Here is a 21,819-nt window from a genome sequence, read left to right on the forward strand (position 1 = left end):
CCGGAGCCGGCCGTGGCCCGGCCGTTCGCCGGTCACGCCGCGCCCCCGTCGCGGTCGGGCTCGCCGGCGACGAATGCGAGCGTCGCCGCCCGCGCCTCGGCGTCGGTGAACTGGCGCGGCGGCGACTTCATGAAATACGCGGACGGGCCGACCAGGGCGCCGCCGATGCCGCGGTCGAGCGCGAGCTTCACGCAGCGGATCGCGTCGACCACGATGCCGGCGGAGTTGGGGGAGTCCCAGACCTCGAGCTTCAGTTCCGCCGAGAGCGGCGACCCGCCGAAGCCGGTGCCCTCGAGGCGGATGAAGGCGAACTTGCGGTCGGTGAGCCAGGGCACGTAGTCGCTCGGGCCGACGTGCACGTCACCCTCCGGCAGCGGCTCCGGCGTCTGGCTGGTGACGGCCCGGGTCTTCGAGATCTTCTTGGAGACCAGCCGGTCGCGCTCCAGCATGTTGCGGAAGTCGGCGTTGCCGCCGACGTTGAGCTGGTAGGTGTGGTCGAGCCGGACGCCGCGTTCGGCGAAGAGGTTGGCGAGCACCCGGTGGACGATGGTGGCGCCGACCTGGCTCTTGACGTCGTCGCCGACGATCGGCACGCCCCGCTCCGCGAAGCGGGCGCGCCATTCCGGCTTCGAGGCGACGAAGGCCGGCAGGCAGTTGACGACGCCGCAGCCGGCGGCGAGGGCCTGCTCCATGTACCAGGCGGCCGCCTCCTCCGAGCCGACCGGGAGGTAGCAGACGAGCACGTCGGTGCGGGTCTCGATCAGGATCCGCGCGACGTCGGCGACCGGCGCGTCGGATTCCGGGACGACGTCGGCGAGATGGCGGCCGATGCCGTCGAGGGTCGGGCCGCGGGCGACGCGGACGCCCGTGGGCGGCACGGTCGCGAAGATCCGGGTGTCGTTGGGCGGAGCGAGGATCGCCTCGGCGACGTCGAGGCCGACCTTGCGGGCGGAGACGTCGAAGGCCGCGACGACTTCGAGATCGCCGACGGCATAGCCGCCGAGCACCGGGTTCATCAGGCCGGGGATCGTCTCGCCGGCGCGGGCGTCGCGATAAAAGGTCAGGCCCTGCAGGAGGGAGGAGGCGCAGTTGCCCACGCCGACGATCGCGATGCGGATGGGTCCGGCCAAGGCGACCTCCGGGTTCGAGCGGCTTCAACGATCCTCCGAACCGGCCGCGGGCGGCGATGTTCCACCGTCCGCCTGACGCTCCAGCCGGTCGAGCACCTGCTCGGGGGCGACGTCGGTGACGATCTCGTCGAGTTCGTCGGGATCGACGTGGCCCTCGACGCCGAGCTTGTCGGCGATCGCGGCGACCAGGACGGCGAGACGGGAGATCTCGTGCTCGGCGAGCAGGCCGATCTGGACGTCGAGGTCGGCGCGGCGGTTGTCCTCCTCGGCCATCCGGTTCTGGGTGATCAGGATGAAGGTCGACAGGAAGATCGCCTCGATCGAGGCGCTGGTGCCGAGGATGATGAAGTCGCCGTCCCAGACCGGCAGCACCGGCACGAGGCCGAGGTTGGCGAGGATCCAGACGCCGAAGACCACGACGTGCAGCGCCACGAAGGTCATCGAGCCGGTGAAGGCGGAGATCGCCGCGGCGATCCGGTCGGACAGCGGCGACGTCCGCCGCGTCTGCCGCCGGCGCTCCTCGAGCACGGCGATGTTGCGGGCGAGGATCGAGGGCTCCCGCTCGCCACGCCCCTGCCGCCGATCCGTCGTCCGAGCCATGCCTCACCTCCGGTCCACCCGAACGCCGGCGGGGAGCCGCCGTTCCGCGCGACGGAGGGACCTCGCGGCCGTGCGGCGCGTTGGGACGGTGTCGAGACCACGCCCGAGCCGGAGCGCACCGATGAACACCGCCAACCTGCAGCTCGAGGGCCTGCTGATCGCCCTCGCCCGCGTCCTCTCCACGCTGGAGCGCCGCGGCGGCCTGCCCGAGGGCGCCATCGACGAGGCGCTCGCCGAGGCCGAAGTGGCCGTGCGGCGCGACCTCGCCGCGCGCAACGTCAGCGCCGCCGAGGCGGAGGCCGTGCGCTTCCCGATCGCCTTCCTGCGGGCGGCGGCACGGGACGGCGACGGCGGCTTCCAGGCGGTCGCCAGCGCGGTCGGCCGCGCCCGCGACCGCGGCCGGGGCTGACGGATCAGACCAGCACGACCACCAGGACGGCGATCGCGATCAGCCCGGCGGCGACCGGCAGCCACGGCACGCCGCGGCGGCGGGCGTCGTCGAAGCGGCGCTCGTCCGCCGGGCGCTCGGAGGCGGCCTGACCGGCGTCGACGACGTGGCGGCCGGCGTCGGGCGGCAGATCTTCCTCGACCGGCGGCACGCCGGCGGCCTCGTCGTCGGTGCCGAACGGGGCGGCTGCGGGATCGGGCGCTTCGACCTTGTCGCGGGTCCGGCCGGTGTCGATGGCACGGCGCATCTGGTTCGGATCGGCCACGTCGGAAACTCCCCTGTCGGCGTCCGCCCCCGTCCCGGAACAAGCGCACCGAACCCGTGTTCCTCGACGGGGCGGAACGGACGGATGCGATGAAGCGGACCGGAGCGGACGACGGTGCCACCGGATCGGAGCCGGACGCGGATCTCGCCCCCACCGCAGCGGGCGGGACGGAGGCCGTGCGCTCCTCGCCGTCCGGGCGCCGCGCAGCCGCCCGGCGGCGCGGCGCGGCCGCCCTCGCGCGCCGGCTCGGGCTCGTCATGGTGGGACCGGAGGCGCTGTCGTGGTCCCGCCGGCGCTCGGGGCGCGGCTTCGTCTACCTCGACGGCGAAGGGCGGCCGATCCGCGATCCCGCCGTGAAGGCGCGCCTCGTCGCCCTCGCGGTGCCGCCGGCCTACGTGGCGGTCGGCTACGCCCCCGACCCGAACGCGCACCTGCAGGCGATCGGCCGCGACGCCGAAGGACGGCAGCAGTACCGCTACCACGCGCTGTGGGAGGAGGTGCGCGAGCGCCTGAAGGCCGACCGGCTCGCCCGGCTCGCCACCGCGCTGCCGCGGATCCGCCGCCGGATCGTCCGCGACCTCGCAGCCGCGCCCGGCGAGCGCCGGCTGGCGCTGGCGGCGGTCGTGGAACTGGTCACCCAGACCGCGATCCGGCCGGGCGGCGAGAGCTACGCCCGCGAGCACGGCACCCGTGGGGCGGCGACGCTGCTGAAGTCCGACCTCCGCCGCGTCGGCGGGCGGGTCGAATTGCGGTTCCGCGCCAAGGGCGACAAGGCGGTGGTCTGTCCGGTGACCGACGACCGCCTCGCCGGGGTGCTAGCGGCGCTCGCCGAACTGCCGGGGCGGCGGCTGTTCCAATATCGCGGCGAGGACGGGACGCCGCGGCCGGTCGCGTCGGGAGAGGTCAACGCCTACCTGCGGGAGATCGCCGGCACGGCGGTGTCCTTGAAGGATTTCCGGACGCTGGTCGCCTCGGCCGGCGTGCTCCACGCGCTCGCGGGCGTCGAACCGGAGACCAGCGAGCGCCGGCGCAACGCCCAGGTTGCGAAGGCGATCCGCGAGGCGGCGGAGGTGCTGCGCAACACGCCGGCGATCTGCCGGCGCAGCTACTTGCTGCCCGCCGTGGTGCGCGCCTTCGAGGACGGCACGCTCGCCCGCTTCGCCAGACGGCTGAAGCGCTGCCGGTCGGCCGTGCGGCGCGCCGAGGTGCTGGCCGGGCTGATCCGGCACGCCCGGCACCACGATCGGCCGCCCGAGCCGCCGCGCGCCGCCAAATCCGCGACGCGCGGCCGGCGGAGGGGGCCGGCCGGGTCGGGTGCATAGGGCGGCCGTCGAAGTGCCGTCGGCGGCCGTTTCGGCCGTTCGATCGGAGACGACGCGTCAACCCAGCACGCGGTCGAGGAAGGCGTCGGAACGGGCGCGCAGGGCCTCGATGCGGCGCCGCACGACCGCGTCCGCCGGGGCGGACAGGACCGTGTCCACCGTCGCGGCGCGGGTCTCGTCGACGACGTGGTGCTGCGCGCCCACGAGCGCCACGAGGTCGCGGAGATCGTCGCGTCGGGCGGGCGAAGCCGCCGCGACGAAGGGGCGGCCGAAGGCGAGCGCGAAGACGCAGCCGTGGAACACGTTGGTGACGACGGCGGCGGCGGATGCCATCAGGCGGCGGAACTCCTCGGGGCCGGCGGCGAGACGCTGCTCGTCGGCGACGGCGCTGCGATGGCCGACGCCGACGATCGGCAGGGCGCGGCGGCGGGCGAAGGCGACGACGGCGTCCGCGAACCAGCGGGGGAATCCGTGGCCGTAGACGACGATGCAGGGCGGACCCTCGGCGTCCGGCGCCTCGTGCGGCGGCGGGAACTGCAGGCAGGGATCGAGCACGATCTCGGGCTCGCGGCCGGTGGCGTCGCGACAGAGACGGCGGGTGTTGTCGTCGCGCACCGAGACGTCGGCGAAGGCGCCGAGACGGGCGGAACGGTCGGCGTCGAACCCGAGGGTGGCGTCATGGCCGCCGGCACCGGCGGCGTAGGCGACGTAGCGGCGTGCGGGAACGCCGCCGCCGAAGAACAGCGGCGCGCCGCCGTACCATGGATGGTGCGGGTTCCAGATCTCGTCGCCGCCGAACAGGGCGAGGTCGGCGGGCTCCATGGTCTCGGGGCGGGCGATGTCGAAGCGCTTCGACAGCGGCAGTTCCGCCACCGCACGGCGGAAGGCGCGGATCCTGGCGACCTTGTCCGGCACGTCGGCGCGCGCCGCCGGGCCGTCGCCGAGCGGCGCCAGGGCGCAAGCGAGTTCGGCCCGGCGCACATGGTCCGAGGCGTGGTCGGCGACCACGGCGGCGTGGCCGCGGCGGGCGAGGCCGGCGAGCAGGCAGCGGGTCTGCCAATAGGACCCGTAGTCGACACGGCGGTGGAAGGTCAGCAACGCGATACGGCCGGTCACGGCACGGCTCTCCCCGGGGTTGGCGATGGTCGGGCGACGGCTGCCCAACGACCGGCGCCCGACCACGTTCCCCCGTCGCCGGCCTGGAACATTGCCCGTGGTCGTGGCGTTCGGTCGGCATTCCCACCCGCGACGGCAAGGAGCATCGCAATGGCACAGGAAAAGTCCCTGCAGGAACTCTTCGTAGAAACCCTGAAGGACATCTATTACGCCGAGAAGCAGATCCTGCGCGCGCTGCCGAAGATGGCCAGAAATGCGCAGTCGGAAGACCTGAAGAACGCCTTCAAGACGCACCAGGAGCAGACCGAGGGACAGATCGAGCGCCTGGAGCAGGTGTTCGAGATGGTCGGCAAGCCCGCCCGCGGCAAGATGTGCCCGGCGATCGTCGGCATCGTCGAGGAGGGCAAGGAGATCATGGAGGACTTCGCCGGCTCGGACGCCCTCGACGCCGGCCTGCTCTCGGCGGCGCAGGCCGTGGAGCACTACGAGATCTCCCGCTACGGCACCCTGAAGACCTGGGCCGGCCAGCTCGGCCTGACCGACGCCGTGCCGCTGCTCGAAGCGACGCTGAAGGAGGAGAAGGAGACCGACGCGCTCCTCTCGCGGCTCGCCGAGCAGAGCGTCAACCAGAAGGCGGCCTGACGCCGAACGCGCCGGGCGGACCGCGATCACGCGCCGCCCGGCGCGCCCCTTTCGGCGAAGCGAGGAGGAGTGCCTCGGCGTGGGCAGCGGGCTGGTCAACGGACCGATCGGTCCCGGCGCGGTTCATCTCTGCCTCGACATGCAGCGGCTGTTCGCGCCCGGCGGCCCGTGGCCGGCGCCGTGGGCCGCGCGGGTGCTGCCCGCCGTGGTGGCCCTCGCCGACCACGACCCCGAGCGCAGCGTCTTCACCCGCTTCGTGCCGCCGCACACGCCCGATACCGTCGGCGGAGCGTGGCGGAGCTACTACGAGAAGTGGCGTCAGGTGACCCGCGAGCAGCTCGACGACGGACTTCTGGCCCTCGTCCCGGAACTCTCCCGCTTCGTGCCCCCGGCGCACGTGGTCGACAAGGGCCGCTATTCCGCCTTCTCGTCGCCGACGCTGCCGTCGCTGTTCGCCGCGCTCCGCGCCGATACGCTGATCCTCAGCGGCGCCGAAACCGACGTCTGCGTGCTCGCCACCCTGTTCGACGCGGTCGACTGTGGTTTCCGCACCGTGCTCGCCCGCGACGCCGTCTGCTCCTCGGCCGACGCCGGCCACGACGCGGTGCTCGCCATGCTCGACACCCGCCTGTCGGTTCAGGTGGAGGTGGCCGACACCGCCGAGATCCTGGCCGCGTGGACCGCCCCGGCCTGACGCCGGGCTCCCGACCCCGTTCCGTTTCCCGATCCCCTTTCCCGGAGACCCCGCATGTCCGGATTCCCGACACCGCCGATGCCCGAACAGCAACAGCCGATGCCCGGCCACACCGACGCCATGGACCCACGGCCGGACCACGGCGAGACCTCCTACGTCGGCTCGAGCCGGCTCGCCGGCCTCAAGGCGCTCGTCACCGGCGGCGACAGCGGCATCGGCCGCGCCGTCTGCATCGCCTTCGCCCGCGAGGGCGCCGACGTCTGCATCGCCTATCTCGACGAGGACGACGACGCCGAGGAGACCCGGCGCCTCGTCGAGGAGGCCGGCCGGAAGGCGGTCCTGGTCTCCGGCGACATTTCCGACCCCCGCTTCTGCCGCGCCCTCGTGGACGAGGCGGCGACCGAACTCGGCGGCCTCGACATCCTCGTCAACAACGCCGCCCATCAGGCGAGCTTTGCCGAGATCGAGGACATCTCGGACGAGGAGTGGGCGCACACCTTCGAGGTGAACCTGCATGCGATGTTCCGCCTGACCAAGGCGGCGATGAAGCACATGGGCCGGGGCGGATCGATCATCAACACCGCCTCGATCAACTCGGACGCGCCGAACCCGAACCTCCTCGCCTACGCCACCACCAAGGGTGCGATCCACAACCTCACGGCCGGACTCGCCCAGCTGCTGGCGCCGCGCGGCATCCGCGTCAACGCGGTGGCGCCGGGGCCGATCTGGACCCCGCTGATCCCCTCGACGATGCCGCCGGACATGGTGGCGAGCTTCGGCAAGTCGGTGCCGATGGGCCGACCCGGCCAGCCGGCCGAACTCGCGACCACCTACGTGATGCTGGCCGACCCGAAGTCGAGCTACGTCTCGGGCGCGACCGTGGCGGTGACCGGCGGCAAGCCGTTCCTGTGAGCCGGGAGGGGCGAGGTCCGTAGCGTCACGGTTGCCCTCGGCCGGGGCGGCGGCGTATGGACATCGGCGAGCCCCGGGCTCGCGGCGTCGCGGCCCGCCGATCCCTGTCCGCCGGAGCGCCCGAGGCCTTGAACGTCGCCCCCGACCGTCCGGTCACGACCCCGCCGCAACCCGCCGCGCGCGGCCACGGCGGGCCGTTCGGCCTGCTGCTGCTCGGCTACGTCGTGTTGTGGACGCTGCTGCCCGCGCTCGCCTTCCGGGCGGTGCCGCTCGATGTCGCCGAGAACCTGCTGTGGGGGCGGGAATGGCCGCTCGGGACCTACAAGCACCCGCCGCTGCAGGCCTGGCTGGCGTGGTCCGCCGACGTCGCCCTCGGTCACGCCGGGGTCTACCTCCTCTCCGCGCTCTGCCTCGCCGCCACGGCCGTCTGCGTGGAACGTTTCGGCCGCGACCTCGGCGACGCCGGCGCCGGCCGGCGCGGGGCGCTGCTGCTGCTCTGCACGTGGTACGCCACCGTGCCGGTGCCCGAGTTCAACGCCAACGTCGTGCAGATGCCGATCTGGGCCTTCGCCGGCCTCGCGCTCCGCCGCGCGCTCGACCGCGGCGGTCTCGGCTGGTGGGTGGCACTCGGCCTCGCGCTGGCGGCGGCGCTGCACGCGAAATACAGCGTGATCTTCCTGGTCGTCGGCCTCGCGGCGGCGCTCGTCGTGCATCCGAACGGCTGGCGCAGCCTGACCCGGCCGGGCCCGTGGCTCGCCGGGGTGCTGGCGGTCGCGGTGTCGGTGCCGCACTTGCGCTGGCTGGTAGCGAGCGACTTCCAGCCGCTGGTCTACGCGGCCGGACGGTCGGAGACGGTCGCGGGCGCCGCCGTCGTGCTGGCGCCGCTGAAGTTCCTGGCGGCGCAGGCGCTCGACCTCGCGCCCGTCGCCGTGCTGCTGGCGATCGCCGGGGTGTCGCGGCGCGAGCGGCGGCCGGACGCCGGGCTCATCGCCCTCGCCTTCGCGCCGCTGGCGGCGATGGCGCTCTACGGCCTCGCCATGGGCGTCGGCCTGCGCGACATGTGGGGCGCACCGGCGATCGTGTTCGTGCCGCTGGCGGCCGCGGCCGCCGCGACCCCGCCGCGCCGGCCGGGCCGGCTCGCCAGCGCCTGGATGGCGCTGACCGTCGCGGTGCCGGTGGTGGTGGCGGCGATCTCGCTGTTCGGCCCGATCGCCGGCCTGAAGCCGCAGAAGACCGCGTGGCCGGCGGCGGCGATCGCCGCCGAACTCGACGCGGCGTGGGTGGATGCGCTCGGGGCCGACGCGGTCGGGGGCGCGCCGCGGATCGTCGCCGGCAACACCTGGATCGCGGGGCTGGTGGTGGCCGAGCACGACGCCGGCACGTCCGGCTTCGTCGACGCCGACTACGCGCGCAATCCCTGGATCACGCCGGAGCGGGTGGAGCGCGACGGCGTGCTGTTCGTCCGGACGGACGACGGCGAGGCGCCGCCGTCCTGGTGGGGCCCGTTCGCCGCCACCGGCACGATCGAGGTGCCGTTCTCGCCCGGCGACGGCAGGAGCGTTCGCCTCGCCTACGCGATCCGCGCGCCGGGCACGCCGGCGCCGGTGATCCCCGAAGGCTCCCCGGTGACGCCATGACCGCGCCCGCCCGCCCCGCCGACCCGCTGATCTCGATCGTCGTGCCCGTGCTGAACGAGGCCGAGGCGGTGCCGGTGTTCCTCGCCGCGCTGACCGACGCGCTGCCGGCGGCGCGGCTCGAGATCGTGTTCGTCGACGACGGCAGCACCGACGCCACGCCGGCGGTGCTGGAGGCGGCGCTCGCCGCCGATCCGCGCTGCGTGGTCGTGACGCTGTCGCGCAACTTCGGCAAGGAGGCGGCGCTGACCGCGGGGCTCGCCGCCGCCACCGGCGACGTGGTGGTGCCGATGGACGTCGACCTGCAGGACCCGCCGGCGGTGATCCCGCTGCTCCTCGCCAAGTGGCGCGAGGGCTACGACGTCGCCTACGGCCTGCGCGAGGACCGCGGCACCGACAGCTTCCTGAAGCGGCAGTCGGCGCTGTGGTTCTACCGCATCTTCAACAAGACCTCCGACCTGCCGATCCCGGAGAACACCGGCGACTTCCGCCTGATGGACCGGCGCGTCGTCGACGCGCTGAACCTGTTGCCCGAGCGGGTCCGCTTCATGAAGGGCCTGTTCGCCTGGGTCGGCTTCCGCGCGGTGCCGGTGCCCTACGCGCGGGCGCCGCGCCGCGCCGGGCGCACCAAGTTCAACGCGCGGCGGCTGTGGCGGCTGGCGCTCGACGGCTTCACCTGCTTCTCCTCGATGCCGCTCCGGATCTGGAGCTACGTCGGGGCCGCGGTCGCCGGGGCGGCGATCGTCTATGCGGCGGTGATCGTCGCCAAGACGCTGCTGCTCGGCCGCGACGTGCCGGGCTACGCCTCGCTGATGACGGTGGTGCTGCTGCTCGGCGGCATCCAGCTCATCACCCTCGGGGTGATCGGCGAATACCTCGGCCGGCTGTTCGTCGAGGTCAAGGGACGCCCGGTCTACGTGGTCGACACCGTGCGGCGGGGCGTGCCGGCGGAAGGAGACGGCGTTCCGCGCCCCTGAACGCGCGGCGTCGTTGAAACTCGGGGGGCCCCACGGGTGTTGGGGCGGGACGGAGGCCGGACGCCGCCCCGCGGGGGGAGGATCCGTGGTGCGCCCGCCCCGAGGAGAGGCACCCATGCGCATCGCCCAAGTCGCCCCGCTCGTCGAGAGCGTGCCGCCTCGCCGCTACGGCGGGACCGAGCGGATCGTCGCCTATCTCACCGACGAACTGGTCCGCGCCGGCCACGACGTCACGCTCTACGCCTCCGGGGACTCGCTGACTTCGGCGAAGCTCGTGCCGATGTCGGAGATGGGGCTGCGCCTCTCGCCCGGCGCGCCCGACCCGCTGGTGCACCACCTGATCATGCTCGAGGAGGTGCTCGCCCGCGCCGACGACTTCGACGTGATCCACGTCCATCTCGACGTGCTGCACTATCCGATCCTGCGCGAACACGCGGCGCGCTGCCCGACCACGCTGCACGGCCGCCTCGACCTGCCGGCGACGCATCGGCTCTACGAGTTGTTCGACGACTACCCGCTGATCTCGATCTCCGACCACCAGCGCCGGCCGATGCCGCCGGTGCGCTGGGCGGCCACCATCCACCACGGCCTGCCGACCGACCTGCTGCCGTTCTCGCCACGGCCGGAGGGCTATCTCGCCTTCCTCGGCCGGATCTCGCCGGAGAAGCGGCCCGACCGCGCCATCGAGATCGCCGCCCGGGCGGGGATGCCGCTGAAGATCGCCGCCAAGGTCGACCGCGCCGACATCGACTACTGGGAGACGGCGATCCGGCCGCTGGTGGAGGCGACGCCCGGGGTCGAGTTCATTGGCGAGATCGACGAGCGCGAGAAGGCGACCTTCCTCGGCGGCGCGGCGGCGCTCATGTTTCCGATCGACTGGCCGGAACCCTTCGGCCTCGTGATGATCGAGGCGATGTCCTGCGGCACGCCGGTGCTGGCGTTCGCCCGCGGCTCGGTGCCCGAGGTGCTCGAGGACGGCGTCACCGGCTGCCTGGTCGGATCGGTCGAGGAGGCGGTGCGGCGGTTGCCGGAGGCGCTGGCGCTCGATCGCGCGGCGATCCGCCGGGTGTTCGAGCGGCGCTTCTCGGCGGCGCGGATGGCGCGCGACTATCTCGCGCTCTACCGCCGCCTCGCCCCGCCGCGCCGGCACGCCCCCACCGAGATGCTGCTGGAGGGCCGTCATGACGCCAATGCCTAACCTGCGCGCCGCCGACGTGCCGACCGAGCCGGACTATGCCGTGGCGGCGAGCGGCCCCGTCGAGACCGATCCGCGCACGCTGAAGCACGACGACACCTTCGCCGTGTTCGACACCCGCGGCGATGCCGTGCCGGGGGCGGCGCACGGCATGATCCACCGCGACGTGCGCCACCTCTCGATGTTCATGCTCACCATCGCCGGGGTGCGGCCGCTGCCGCTGAGTTCGACGGTGCGCGACGACAACGGCACGCTGACCTGCGACCTCACCAACCCCGACCTGCCAGACCCCGACGGCCTGCCGCCGCTGACCCACGGGCTGGTGCACCTGCGCCGGTCGCGCTTCCTGCACCGGGCCGCCTGCCACGAGAGCCTCGCGGTGCGCAACTTCGACGTCCGGCCGCGGCGGGTCGAGATCGCGCTCGCCTTCGGCGCCGACTTCGTCGACCTGTTCGAGATCCGCGGCGCGCGCCGGCTGAGGCGCGGCACCACGGCGCCGCCGCTGGTCGGGGCCGACACGGTCGCGCTCGCCTACACCGGCCTCGACGACCGGACCCGGCGCACCACGCTGCGCTTCGAGCCGGCGCCGGACACGCTCGCCGCCGACCGGGCGACGTTCCGGATGACGCTGGCGCCCGGCGAGACGCGGGTGGTGTTCGTGGAAATCCGCTGCGACGGCGCGCCGCCGGCCCTCGGCGCGAGGCTCGCCTTCCGCGCCGCGCTGCAGGCCTCGCGGACGGCGCTCCGGCTGCGGCTCGCGCGCGCGGCGGCGGTGACGACCTCCAACGGCCACTTCGACGAGGGTCTGCGGCGCGCCGCGGCCGACCTCGCCATGCTGGTCACCGACAAGCCGGACGGGCCCTACCCCTACGCCGGAGTGCCGTGGTTCTCGACGGTGTTCGGCCGCGACGCCATCGTCACCGCCTTCGAGACGCTGTGGAGCGACCCGGCGATCGCGCGCGGCGTGCTGTTCCACCTCGCCGCCAACCAGGCGACCGCCTTCGACCCGACCGCCGACGCCGAGCCCGGCAAGATCCTGCACGAGGTGCGCTACGGCGAGATGGCCGAACTCGGCGAGGTGCCGTTCCGGCGCTACTACGGCAGCGTCGACTCCACGCCGCTGTTCGTCATGCTGGCCGGCGCCTTCCTCGAGCGCACCGGCGACGTCGCGGCCGTGCGGGTGCTGTGGCCGGCGGTCGAGGCCGCGATCGGCTGGATCGTCGAGCACGGCGACCGCGACGGCGACGGCTTCGTCGAATACGGCCGCCGCAGCGGCGACGGCCTCGTCAACCAGGGCTGGAAGGACAGCCACGACAGCGTGTTCCACGCCGACGGGGAACTCGCCCGCGGCCCGATCGCCATCGTCGAGGTACAGGCCTATGCCTTCGCGGCCTTCCGCGCCGCCGCCGCGATCGCACGCGCGCTCGACCAGGGCGCGACGGCCGCGCGCCTCGACGCCCGCGCCGACGCGCTCGCCGACGCCTTCGACGCCGCCTTCTTCGACCCCGGGCTCGGCACCTACGTCCTCGCCCTCGACGGCGAGAAGCGGCCGTGCCGGGTGCGCAGTTCCAACGCCGGCCACGCCCTGTTCGCCGGCATCGCCCGTCCCGACCGCGCCGCCGCGGTCGCCGACGGCCTGACCGGCACCGCCGGGCATTCGGGCTGGGGCATCCGGACCATCGCGGCCGGCGAGGCGCGCTACAACCCGATGAGCTACCACAACGGCTCGGTCTGGCCGCACGACAACGCCCTGATCGCGCTGGGTCTTTCCCGCTACGGCCACGGCGACGCGGTGGCGCGGGTGTTCGAGGGCCTGTTCCGCGCCTCGGTCTACTTCGACGTCCGGCGGATGCCGGAACTCTTCTGCGGCTTCGCGCGGATGCGCTCGCAGGGGCCGGTGGCCTATCCGGTCGCCTGCGCGCCGCAGGCCTGGGCGGCGGCGGCGCCGCTCGCCCTGCTGCAGGCCTCGCTCGGTCTGACGATCGACGCCGCGGCGGGACGGGCGGTGTTCCGCGGCCCTCACCTGCCCGACTTCCTGGACGTCGTCACCATCCGCGGCCTCGCGGTCGGGCGCGGCTCGCTCGACGTCGAGGTGCGCCGGGTCCGCGACGGCGCGGCGGTGTCGGTGCTGGAGCGCCGCGGCGAGGTCGGCGTCACGGTCGAGACGTGAGCGGGACAGAGGCGACGGCATCCGACCGGATCGGTCGGGTGCCCGCATTTTCCGCGTTCCGTCACCCCGTTCTCCTTGTGCAACAAGGGGTCGCGTCGTAATGTGTTTCCGGGATGGGGAGATCCCTTATCGGCGTGCGGCAACTGGGCCGGCGCCGGCCGTATCTTGAACGAACCATGATTTTCGAGCCGGCGCGCACACCCGGATGTACCCGGGGGAACAGCCGGCAGGCCGTGCGTCCCACATGATTTCTACGGCGCCGGCCGAGGGGCGGCCGGCGCGTCATCTGGACATCTCGGGAGACGACCATGACATCTACATCCGGCGCGGGCCTCGCCCGCGCGGCGGGCGCATGTCTGTGCCTATGGGTCACCGCGGCAGGGCCCGCGGACGCGGCCGTGTTCGACGGTCCGACCAGTTCGAGCCCGATCGTGCTGTCGCTCGACGGGCGGCTGACGTGGGTTGTCAATCCGCGCGACGACACCGTCTCGGTGATCCGCAACGACAAGCACCAGGTGCTGAAGACGATCGCCGTCGGCGACGAGCCGCGCGCGATCGCCGTCGACCCGGACAACAAGTTCGCCTACGTGGCGAATGCGGCGGGCAGTTCGCTGTCGATCATCAAGATCGACAACGCCACCTTCGGCGGCTTCAAGGCCGCGGTGACGAAGACCGTCACCACGGGCGCCGAGCCCTGGAACGTGGTGATCTCGCCCGACGGCAAGCGCGTCTTCGTCGCCAACAGCGGCCAGGACACCATCACCGTCGTCGACACCGCGACCAATGCGTCGATCGGGCGGGTCGACGTGCGCAACAGCGTCTGCAACGTCGGCGACCGCAACCGCCACTTCCAGCCGCGCGGCATGGCGATCACCGCCGACAGCCGGCAGCTCTACGTGACGCGCTTCCTGTCGTTCACGCGCACCAACGGCCGGCAGGCGCTCGATTCCGGCAAGGAGGGCGTGGTCTGCCGGGTGTCGATCGACACGGCGAGCACGAAGATCGCCGACTACAGGGCGGTGGAGGCGACCCCGCTCGGGGCGAGCCGGACCGGCTTCAAGATCGACAGCACCGGCGACGGCGTGCCCGACGAGACGCTCGCCTTCCCCAACCAGATGCAGAGCATCGTGATCCGCGGCAGCCGGGCCTACCTGCCGAACATCGCCGCCTCGCCGCAGGGGCCGGTGCAGTTCGCCAACTCGACCCAGGCCTTCGTCAACATCGTCGACGGCGTCGGTACCGGCAACCTGACCGACTTCGGCGCGCTCAACCTCAACGTCGGCGCCCGTGATCCCGAGCCCGGCAAGACCAAGCTGTTCTTCGCCAACGCCTGGGCGATCGCCTTCACCAACCAGAGCGGCGACGGCAACGCCTACGCGGTATCGTCGGGCAGCGACCTCCTGGTCAAGCTGAACGTCGACGCGGCCGGCAACCTGTCGTTCACCGGCGACGCCGACACCACGCGCTACATCGACCTCAACGATCCCGCCAACCCGGAGACGTCGGGCCTCAACGCCGGCAAGAACCCGCTCGGCCTCGCGATCACCCGCAACGGCAAGGTCGCCTACGTCGCCAACTTCGTCTCCGGCAACGTCAGCAAGGTGGACCTGACCACGGACACCGTGGTCGACGTGATCCAGACGGCGAGCCGGCCGACGCCGGGCTCGGACGCCGAGATCAACCTCACCGGCGCGGAGATGTTCTTCTCCTCGCGCGGCAACTTCGTCGGGCCGGCGAGCGTCGCGCTGCACGACCGGCTGTCGTCGGAGGGCTGGCAGAACTGCGCCAGCTGCCACTTCGACGGCTGGAGCGACGGCGTGATCTGGTCGTTCCCGTCCGGCCCGCGCAAGTCGGTCAACCTCGCCGGCACCTTCAATCCGCGCAACCGGCAGCAGCAGAAGATCCTGAATTACTCCGGTATCTTCGACGAGGTCGAGGACTTCGAGCTCAACATCCGCAACGTCTCCGGTCCGGGCGCGGTGGCGACGCCGGGCCCCTGCGCCAACCCGAACACCGCGACCAGCACCTTCGACCCGAACCACGGCCTGATGATCGCCGACACCGGCAACAAGAACCGGCCGCCCTGCGTCATCGTCCCGCTCGCCAAGCGCAACGTCGGCCGGCGCGAGATGACCGTGAACCCGGCCGGCAGTTCCTCGCAGATCAAGGCGCTGACCGCCCTCAAGGAATGGGTGCAGAACGCGGTCCGCGTGCCGACCCCGCCGCTCACGGACGCGCAGGTTGCCGGCGGCGTGCCCGCCGCCGACATCGCCGCGGGCCGGGCCCTCTACGCGGCCCAGCGCTGCGCCACCTGCCACAACGGCGGGATCTGGTCGCGGGCGCTGAAGAACTTCCCGTCGCCGCCGCCGACCTCCGCCATCGCCTGCGAGCGCGATCTCGGGGCGGCCGCGCCGGTCGGTTCGGCCTGTACCACGGCCAACGTGACGGGCAATCCGGTGGGCGTGCAGTTCCTGCCGGCGTTCCTGAAGGACATCGACTCCTTCAACCTCGGCGTCGCCGGCAAGGGCAACGGCATCGGCAAGAACGTCGGCGCCCCGGAAAAGGCCGCGCCGAACATCGTGGCCGGCGTGTCGCAGCCCCCGCAGGACGCGCTCGGCATCGACTACAACGGTGACGGCAAGGGTGCCGGCTACGTGCCGCCGGCGCTGCTCGGCGCCTTCGCGACGCCGCCCTACTACCACAACGGCGCCTGCGAGACGCTGGCCTGCGTCGTGTCCGACGTCGACCACCGCACCGCCAAGGGCACCATCCCCGACGTGCTGGGCGACCTCGCCGATCGCAAGAAGCTGGTCCGCTTCCTGGAATCGATCGGGACGCAGACCCAGCCGTTCTGATCGGACCAGGGACGAAAACAGCGGCCGCAGCGAGTCTCCTCGCCGCGGCCGTCGCCGTTTGCGCACCGGCGACCGCTGCGCTTGCGCCTGCCGAGGCTTGCGCTACGGTCGGCACCGACGGGCGGGTGGCCACGGGGACCGGACGGGTGACGGAACGGGACGAGACGGCGGGCGACGAGCGGGACGCCTCGCTGCACCAGACGATCCTCGCGGACATCGAGGGCCGGATCATCTCCGGGGCGTGGCCGCCGGGGCACCGGATCCCGTTCGAGGTCGACCTCGCCGCCGCCTACGGCTGCTCGCGGATGACGGTCAACAAGGTGCTGACCCAGCTCGCCAAGAGCGGCCTGATCGAGCGGCGCAAGCGCTCCGGCTCCTTCGTGCGGACGCCGACCTCGCAGGCCGCTGTGATGGAGATCCGCGACATCGCCGCCGAGGTCGCCGCGCTCGGCCTCGCCTACGGCTACCGGCTCGTCCGCCGCGGCCGGCGCAAGGCGACCGCCGCCGACCGCGCCCGACTGGAACTTCCCGCCGGCGGCACCGTGCTGCACCTCGTCTGCCTGCATTCGGCCGGACCCGAGCCGTTCTGCCTCGAGGAGCGCATCGTCAACCTCGCGGCGGTGCCGGAGGCGGAGGCGGAGGACTTCTCGGCCGAAGCGCCCGGCGTCTGGCTGCTCCGGCAGGTGCCGTGGAGCTCGGCCGAGCACGTCGTCCGCGCCGTCGAGGCCGACGGCGAGACCGCCGAGCTGCTGGCGATCCGCCCCGGCCGGGCCTGCCTCGTCGTCGAGCGGCGCACCGCGCTCGCCGGCGCCTTCGTCACCCACGTCACCCTGACCTATCCCGGCCACCGCCACGCCCTGCAGGCCCGCTTCACGCCGGCGCAGGCGCGGGCGCCGACGTGACCGGGCGGTTGACGGCAACGGCTTGGTATTGTTCCATGTCTATACATACTTGGCCACTGCCCTCGGTGGCCGTCGACCTTCCCTCGGAGCGGACATGACCGGGCTGTTCGACCTTTCCGGCCGCAAGGCGCTCGTCACCGGCGCCAGCCGGGGCATCGGCCGCGCGATCGCGCTGGCGCTGGCCGGGGCCGGCGCCGACGTCGCCGTCTCGGCGCGCCGGGCGGAGGACCTTTCCGAGACCGTGGCGGCGATCACTGCGCTCGGCCGGCGGACCACCGCGGTGGCGATGGACGTGCGCGACGTCGCCGCCTGCCGCGCCGGGGTGGACGCGGCGGCGGCGGCGCTCGGCGGGCTCGACATCCTCGTCAACAACGCCGGCACCGAGGACGTCCGGCCATCGCTCGACGTCGACGAGGAGCTCTGGGAGCGGATCGTCGACACCAACCTCAAGGGCGCGTTCTTCTGCGCCCAGGCGGCGGCGCGGATCATGGCCGGCGCCGGCGGCGGGGCGATCGTGAACCTCTGCTCGCTGACGTCCTACGTCGGCATCCCCACCGCGGTGCCCTACGGTTCGTCGAAGTCGGGCCTCCTCGGCATGACGCGCGGCCTCGCCACCGAATGGGCCGCGGCGGGCATCCGCGTCAACGCGATCGCGCCCGGCTACTTCCGGACCGCCATGACCGACCGCTTCTACGAGGACGAGGCCTGGAGCGCGGGCATGCTCGCCAAGATCCCGCAGCGCCGCTTCGGCGACCTCGACGACCTCGCCGGGGTCGCGGTGTTCCTGGCGAGCCGCGCCTCCGCCTACGTCACCGGGGAGTGCATCGCCGTCGACGGCGGCTATCTCGCCGCGATCTGAGCCCCTCCCCCGCCCTTTCCCTTCAGCCGCCGCGCGCGGGCTCGGCCCGCCGACGAGGAACACCCCATGGCCGACGTTTCCTTCCACGACCTCTCCCTCCTCGACGACGCCGCCCGCGCCCGGCTGCTGAAGCGCTCGGAGGCCGACCTGACGTCCTTCGTCGAGCGTGCCCGGCCGATCGTCGAGGCGGTGCGCAGCGAGGGCGACGCGGCGCTGGTGCGTTTCGGCCGCGAGCTCGACAAGGCCGACGTGACGGCCGCGACGCTGAAGGTGTCCGAGGCCGAGTTCGACGCCGCCTTCGAGGCGGTCGCGCCCGAGGTGGTCGAGGCGATCCGCTTCGGCATCGAGAACATCCGCGTCTTCCACGAGGAGCAGAAGCCGGAGGCGATGTGGCTGAAGGAGATCCGGCCCGGCGGCTTTGCCGGCGACCGCTTCACGCCGATCCGCTCGGTGGCGCTCTACGTGCCGCGCGGCAAGGGCGCCTTCCCGTCGGTGACGATGATGACGGCGGTGCCGGCGGTGGTGGCCGGCGTGCCCGAACTCTCGATCGTGACGCCGCCGACGCCGGACGGCTCGGTCGACGCCGCGACGCTGGTGGCGGCCCGCCTCGCCGGGGTCGGCACGGTCTACAAGTGCGGTGGCGCACAGGCCGTCGCCGCGGTCGCCTACGGCACCGAGACGGTGAAACCGGCGCTGAAGATCGTCGGCCCCGGCAGTCCGTGGGTGGTGGCGGCCAAGCGCCTGCTCGCCGGCGTGATCGATCCCGGCCTGCCGGCCGGCCCGTCCGAGGCGATCATCTTCGCCGACGGCAGCGTCCATGGCGGCCTCGCCGCGCTCGATCTCCTGGTCGAGGCCGAACACGGGCCGGATTCCTCGGCCTATCTCGTCACCCACGAGCGCCGCGTCGCCGAGGAGGCGCTCGCCGCCCTGCCCGACCACTGGGCCCGGATGACCGAACAGCGCGTCGACTTCTCGCGCGCGGTGCTGTGCGGCCCGCACGGCGGCGTCGTGCTGACGCCGTCGCTGGAGGAGAGCTACCGCTTCGTCAACGACTACGCGCCCGAGCACCTCGAGATCCTCTCGACCGACCCGTTCGCCCATCTCGGCCGCATCACCGAGGCGGCGGAGATCCTGATGGGCCCGCACACGCCGGTGACGATCGGCAATTTCGGCCTCGGCCCCAACGCCGTGCTGCCGACCAGTCGCTGGGCGCGCACCTACGGGCCGTTGTCGGTGACCGACTTCGTCAAGCGCTCTTCGATCGGCTACGTCACCGCCGGCGGCTACGAGACCTTCGCCCGGCACGCCCGCACGCTGGCGACCTACGAGGGCTTCTCCTCGCACTACAACGCCGTCTCCGAGATGCGCGCGCCCTACCTGCCGAAATGAGGAGAGCGGCGATGAAGGCCGTCAGACTGCACGCCGCCGGGGACCTCCGCGTCGAGGACCTGCCTGAGCCGGGCGCGCCGGGCCCGGGCGAGGTGTCGCTGAAGGTGCTCGCCGCCGGGATCTGCGGCTCGGACGTGCACAACTTCCGCACCGGCCAGTGGCTGACCGGGACGCCGCGCGTCGCCGGCCACGAGTTCTCGGCCGAGGTTGTGGCGGTCGGCGGCGGCGTCGCGGGCCTCGCCCCCGGCGACAGGGTGGTGGCCGACTCGCGCTTCTGGTGCGGCGATTGCGACGCCTGCCGCGCCGGCCGGCGCAACCTCTGCCGCCGGCTCGGCTTCGTCGGCGAGGTCTGCGACGGCGGCTTCGCGCCGTTCACGGTGCTGCCCGCGCGGCTGGTCGAGAAGGTGCCGGCCGGGACCGATCCGGTGGCGGCCGCGATGGCCGAGCCGCTGGCGGTGGCGCTGCACGCGATCCGCCGGCTGCCGGTGCCGGCCGGCGCGCCGGTGCTGGTGGCGGGCTGCGGGCCGATCGGCGGGCTGGTGGCGCTGCTCGTCTCGCGGCTGCACGACGGCCCGCTGCTGGTCGCCGACCGCAACGCCGCCCGGCTGGCGCTGGTGGCCGGCGAGACCGGCGCCGAGCCGATCGACCTCGCGGATGGCGCCGGGCGGGTCCGCCATGCCTTCGACGCCACCGGCAGCGTCGCGGTGGTCGAGGCGCTGGTGCGTGGGCTCGGCGGTGGCGGCGGGCTCTGCCTCGTCGGCATCTCGCACGGCGCCTTCCCGCTCGACCCCAACCTGCTGGTGGAGCGCGAGATCGCCCTCGTCGGCAGCCACGCCTTCACCGACGAACTGCCCGAGGTGGTAGCGATGCTCGAGGGCCTGTCGCCGGCACTCCGGCGCTTCGTCGACGGCGAGCACGGGCTCGACGACGCGCCGGCCGCCTATGCCCGGATCATCGCCGGTGAGGCGACCGGGCTGAAGACCATCCTGCGGCCGGTCTGACGCGGGGGCTCAGAGCCGCGCCAGCACGGCGGCGAGGGCCTTGCGGTAGCGGGCAGCGACGGCGTCGCGGCCGAGGTGACGACCGTCGGCGACAACCTTGCGGCCGCGCGCCCAGACGGTGGCGACCGCCGCCGTTCCGCCCGCGAAGATCCAACGGTCGAGCACGCGGTCGCCGACGGCGCCGACGAGTGCGGGGTGGTCGGCGTCGAGCCCGACGATGTCGGCGGTGGCGCCGACGGCGAGGCCCGCGGGGCCGCGGCCGAGCGCGGCGGCACCGCCGGCGAGCGCGCCGTCGAACAGGCGCCGGCCGGTGGAGCCGCCGGGCTCGCAGGCGACGTTGCGGGCGCGGAGCGCGAGACGCTGGGAGTATTCCAGTTGGCGGAGTTCCTCCGCCGCGCCGATCGCGACGTTGCCGTCGGTGCCGACGCCGAAGCCGCCGCCGGCGGCGAGCAGGCGCGGCAGGTCGAAGATGCCGTCGCCGAGGTTGGCCTCGGTGACCGGGCAGAGCCCGACCACGGCGCCCGACGCCGCGACCCGGGCGTATTCGTCGGCGTCCATGTGGGTGGCGTGGATCAGGCACCAGCGAGCGTCGACGTCGGCGCCGTCGAGCAGGTAGGCGACGGGGCGCGCGCCGGAGAAGGCGAGGCAGTCGTCGACCTCGGCGGTCTGCTCGGCGACGTGGACGTGCACCGGCCCGCCGGCGCCGAGGGCGGCGACGGCGCGGATCTCCTCGCGCGAGGCGGCGCGCAGACTGTGCGGGGCGACGCCGACCGTCAGGCCCTCGGCGCCGGCGGCGAGGCGGCGGGTCGCGTCGAGCAGGCGGGCGTAGCGGTCGAGGTCGCCGGCGAAGCGGCGCTGGGCGGGGGCGGTCGTCGCCGCGCCGAAGCCGGAGCGGGCGTAGAACACCGGCAGGAGGGTCAGGCCGACGCCGGTCTCGGCGGCGGCGGCGGCGACGCGGGCGGCCATCTCGGCGGGGTCGGCGTAGTCGCGGCCGTCGCGGTCGTGGTGGAGATAGTGGAACTCGCCGACGGTGGTGAAGCCGCTTTCGAGCAGTTCGACGTCCAGCATGGCGGCGATCGCCTCGACCTCGTGGGGGTCGAGCGCGAGGGCGAAGTCGTACATCACCCGGCGCCAGGTCCAGAAGCTGTCCGGCCCGGCGGCGCGGTGCTCGGCGAGCCCGGCCATGCCGCGCTGGAAGGCGTGGCTGTGCAGCGAGGCGAGGCCCGGGAGCGCGATCGGATGGCGCTCGCAGCCGTCGGGGGATGAGCCGGGGACGACGGCGGCGATCCGACGGTCGGCGAGACGGACGCGGACGTCGGCCGCCCAGCCGGTGGGGAGGAGCGCCTGGGCGAAGTGGAGGTCGGTCATGGGGGGGCGGGTGGGTGTTGGGGTGGGGGTGCGGCGGGTGGGGGCATCGTCGCGTCCGGTGTTCCTACCCTCCCCCTCGTGGGGGTGAGGCGAAGCCGAACGCGGAGGAGGCAAGTGACTCCGAAGCAGGTCGGTCGGCGCGAAGCGCCGGGGTGGGGTAGCGCGGCGTGACGGGGTGAGACCCCGGGGAACAGCGGTACGACGGCGAAGCCCGATGGAGGGGCGTCGGCGCCACCCCACCCCGCCGGCCTCCGGCCGTCGACCCTCCCCACAGGGGGGAGGGTAGAAGTTGCGCCGTCGCGTGCGGTCTTCCTACCCTCCCCCTCGTGGGGAGGGTCGG

Annotated in this window: 19 protein-coding genes; 14 read left to right on the forward strand and 5 right to left on the reverse strand. The window is 73.5% G+C overall.

Translation table 11 applies throughout. The annotated features are described in order from the left end of the window. Positions 1–32 precede the first annotated feature (32 nt). Positions 33–1,130 (reverse strand): inositol-3-phosphate synthase, encoded by a 1,098-nt coding sequence (locus tag EDD54_RS15125; protein ID WP_207620442.1) that lies wholly within the window; start codon positions 1,128–1,130, stop codon positions 33–35. Positions 1,131–1,154: 24 nt separating this feature from the next. Then, complete coding sequence (locus EDD54_RS15130) at positions 1,155–1,730, reverse strand: DUF1003 domain-containing protein (protein WP_126537748.1); 576 nt, start codon at positions 1,728–1,730, stop codon at positions 1,155–1,157. A 121-nt stretch (positions 1,731–1,851) separates the two neighbouring features. Between EDD54_RS15130 and EDD54_RS15135 the strand changes: the two genes are divergently transcribed. After that, positions 1,852–2,139 (forward strand): hypothetical protein, encoded by a 288-nt coding sequence (locus EDD54_RS15135; RefSeq protein WP_126537750.1) that lies wholly within the window; start codon positions 1,852–1,854, stop codon positions 2,137–2,139. A 4-nt stretch (positions 2,140–2,143) separates the two neighbouring features. Here the strand turns inward: EDD54_RS15135 and EDD54_RS15140 are convergent, their stop codons facing one another. Further along, on the reverse strand, positions 2,144–2,443 hold the full coding sequence (locus tag EDD54_RS15140; RefSeq protein ID WP_126537752.1) for a hypothetical protein: 300 nt from the start codon (positions 2,441–2,443) through the stop codon (positions 2,144–2,146). 89 nt (positions 2,444–2,532) lie between these two features. On the opposite strand from EDD54_RS15140, the gene EDD54_RS15145 reads away from it, so the two are divergent. Further along, positions 2,533–3,765: a DNA topoisomerase IB gene (locus tag EDD54_RS15145; protein ID WP_126537754.1), complete on the forward strand. Its 1,233-nt coding sequence runs from the start codon at positions 2,533–2,535 to the stop codon at positions 3,763–3,765. A 57-nt stretch (positions 3,766–3,822) separates the two neighbouring features. Here the strand turns inward: EDD54_RS15145 and EDD54_RS15150 are convergent, their stop codons facing one another. Beyond that, on the reverse strand, positions 3,823–4,881 hold the full coding sequence (locus EDD54_RS15150) for a polysaccharide pyruvyl transferase family protein (protein WP_126537756.1): 1,059 nt from the start codon (positions 4,879–4,881) through the stop codon (positions 3,823–3,825). 150 nt (positions 4,882–5,031) lie between these two features. Here EDD54_RS15150 and EDD54_RS15155 point away from each other — a divergent pair, with 150 nt between their 5' ends. The 12 genes from EDD54_RS15155 to EDD54_RS15210 all read left to right on the forward strand — a co-directional run bounded on the left by EDD54_RS15155 (position 5,032) and on the right by EDD54_RS15210 (position 20,111). Then, positions 5,032–5,523 carry a YciE/YciF ferroxidase family protein gene (locus EDD54_RS15155; protein WP_126537758.1) on the forward strand — a complete coding sequence of 164 codons (492 nt, stop codon included), beginning with the start codon at positions 5,032–5,034 and terminating at the stop codon, positions 5,521–5,523. Between the two features lie 79 nt (positions 5,524–5,602). Further along, complete coding sequence (locus tag EDD54_RS15160) at positions 5,603–6,217, forward strand: cysteine hydrolase family protein (protein WP_245515786.1); 615 nt, start codon at positions 5,603–5,605, stop codon at positions 6,215–6,217. 54 nt (positions 6,218–6,271) lie between these two features. Beyond that, entirely contained in the window at positions 6,272–7,129 is an 858-nt protein-coding gene (locus EDD54_RS15165) for an SDR family oxidoreductase (RefSeq protein WP_126537760.1), read from the forward strand. A gap of 128 nt (positions 7,130–7,257) precedes the next feature. After that, a complete protein-coding gene (locus tag EDD54_RS15170; protein WP_166653457.1) occupies positions 7,258–8,766 on the forward strand; it encodes a glycosyltransferase family 39 protein in 1,509 nt (502 codons plus the stop codon). Beyond that, positions 8,763–9,740 carry a glycosyltransferase family 2 protein gene (locus EDD54_RS15175; protein ID WP_126537764.1) on the forward strand — a complete coding sequence of 326 codons (978 nt, stop codon included), beginning with the start codon at positions 8,763–8,765 and terminating at the stop codon, positions 9,738–9,740. Before EDD54_RS15170 ends, EDD54_RS15175 begins: the two co-directional genes overlap by 4 nt. A gap of 115 nt (positions 9,741–9,855) precedes the next feature. Further along, positions 9,856–10,938 (forward strand): glycosyltransferase family 4 protein, encoded by a 1,083-nt coding sequence (locus EDD54_RS15180; protein ID WP_126537766.1) that lies wholly within the window; start codon positions 9,856–9,858, stop codon positions 10,936–10,938. Then, positions 10,922–13,105 carry an amylo-alpha-1,6-glucosidase gene (locus tag EDD54_RS15185; RefSeq protein ID WP_126537768.1) on the forward strand — a complete coding sequence of 728 codons (2,184 nt, stop codon included), beginning with the start codon at positions 10,922–10,924 and terminating at the stop codon, positions 13,103–13,105. Before EDD54_RS15180 ends, EDD54_RS15185 begins: the two co-directional genes overlap by 17 nt. 398 nt (positions 13,106–13,503) lie before the next feature. Next, positions 13,504–15,960, forward strand: a complete 2,457-nt coding sequence (locus EDD54_RS15190) for a beta-propeller fold lactonase family protein (protein ID WP_165644644.1) — start codon at positions 13,504–13,506, stop codon at positions 15,958–15,960. A 146-nt stretch (positions 15,961–16,106) separates the two neighbouring features. Beyond that, entirely contained in the window at positions 16,107–16,862 is a 756-nt protein-coding gene (gene hutC, locus EDD54_RS15195; RefSeq protein ID WP_126537772.1) for a histidine utilization transcriptional repressor HutC, read from the forward strand. 94 nt (positions 16,863–16,956) lie between these two features. Then, positions 16,957–17,721: an SDR family NAD(P)-dependent oxidoreductase gene (locus EDD54_RS15200; RefSeq protein WP_126537774.1), complete on the forward strand. Its 765-nt coding sequence runs from the start codon at positions 16,957–16,959 to the stop codon at positions 17,719–17,721. Positions 17,722–17,787: 66 nt separating this feature from the next. After that, complete coding sequence (gene hisD, locus EDD54_RS15205) at positions 17,788–19,110, forward strand: histidinol dehydrogenase (RefSeq protein WP_126537776.1); 1,323 nt, start codon at positions 17,788–17,790, stop codon at positions 19,108–19,110. 11 nt (positions 19,111–19,121) lie between these two features. After that, positions 19,122–20,111, forward strand: coding sequence for a zinc-dependent alcohol dehydrogenase (locus tag EDD54_RS15210; RefSeq protein ID WP_126537779.1), 990 nt, complete (start codon positions 19,122–19,124; stop codon positions 20,109–20,111). 9 nt (positions 20,112–20,120) lie between these two features. Here the strand turns inward: EDD54_RS15210 and EDD54_RS15215 are convergent, their stop codons facing one another. Further along, complete coding sequence (locus EDD54_RS15215) at positions 20,121–21,479, reverse strand: formimidoylglutamate deiminase (protein ID WP_126537781.1); 1,359 nt, start codon at positions 21,477–21,479, stop codon at positions 20,121–20,123. Positions 21,480–21,819 lie beyond the last annotated feature (340 nt).

It is taken from the genome of Oharaeibacter diazotrophicus (genome assembly GCF_004362745.1).
Taxonomy (GTDB): domain Bacteria; phylum Pseudomonadota; class Alphaproteobacteria; order Rhizobiales; family Pleomorphomonadaceae; genus Oharaeibacter; species Oharaeibacter diazotrophicus.

Coding starts and splice junctions, on each gene's coding strand:
- EDD54_RS15215 (WP_126537781.1), bottom strand. CDS start 21,479: ATGACCGACCTCCACTTCGCCCAGGCGCTCCTCCCCACCGGCTGGGCG.
- EDD54_RS15130 (WP_126537748.1), bottom strand. CDS start 1,730: ATGGCTCGGACGACGGATCGGCGGCAGGGGCGTGGCGAGCGGGAGCCC.
- EDD54_RS15200 (WP_126537774.1), top strand. CDS start 16,957: ATGACCGGGCTGTTCGACCTTTCCGGCCGCAAGGCGCTCGTCACCGGC.
- hisD (WP_126537776.1), top strand. CDS start 17,788: ATGGCCGACGTTTCCTTCCACGACCTCTCCCTCCTCGACGACGCCGCC.
- EDD54_RS15165 (WP_126537760.1), top strand. CDS start 6,272: ATGTCCGGATTCCCGACACCGCCGATGCCCGAACAGCAACAGCCGATG.
- EDD54_RS15185 (WP_126537768.1), top strand. CDS start 10,922: ATGACGCCAATGCCTAACCTGCGCGCCGCCGACGTGCCGACCGAGCCG.
- EDD54_RS15210 (WP_126537779.1), top strand. CDS start 19,122: ATGAAGGCCGTCAGACTGCACGCCGCCGGGGACCTCCGCGTCGAGGAC.
- EDD54_RS15175 (WP_126537764.1), top strand. CDS start 8,763: ATGACCGCGCCCGCCCGCCCCGCCGACCCGCTGATCTCGATCGTCGTG.
- EDD54_RS15135 (WP_126537750.1), top strand. CDS start 1,852: ATGAACACCGCCAACCTGCAGCTCGAGGGCCTGCTGATCGCCCTCGCC.
- EDD54_RS15155 (WP_126537758.1), top strand. CDS start 5,032: ATGGCACAGGAAAAGTCCCTGCAGGAACTCTTCGTAGAAACCCTGAAG.
- EDD54_RS15180 (WP_126537766.1), top strand. CDS start 9,856: ATGCGCATCGCCCAAGTCGCCCCGCTCGTCGAGAGCGTGCCGCCTCGC.
- EDD54_RS15145 (WP_126537754.1), top strand. CDS start 2,533: ATGAAGCGGACCGGAGCGGACGACGGTGCCACCGGATCGGAGCCGGAC.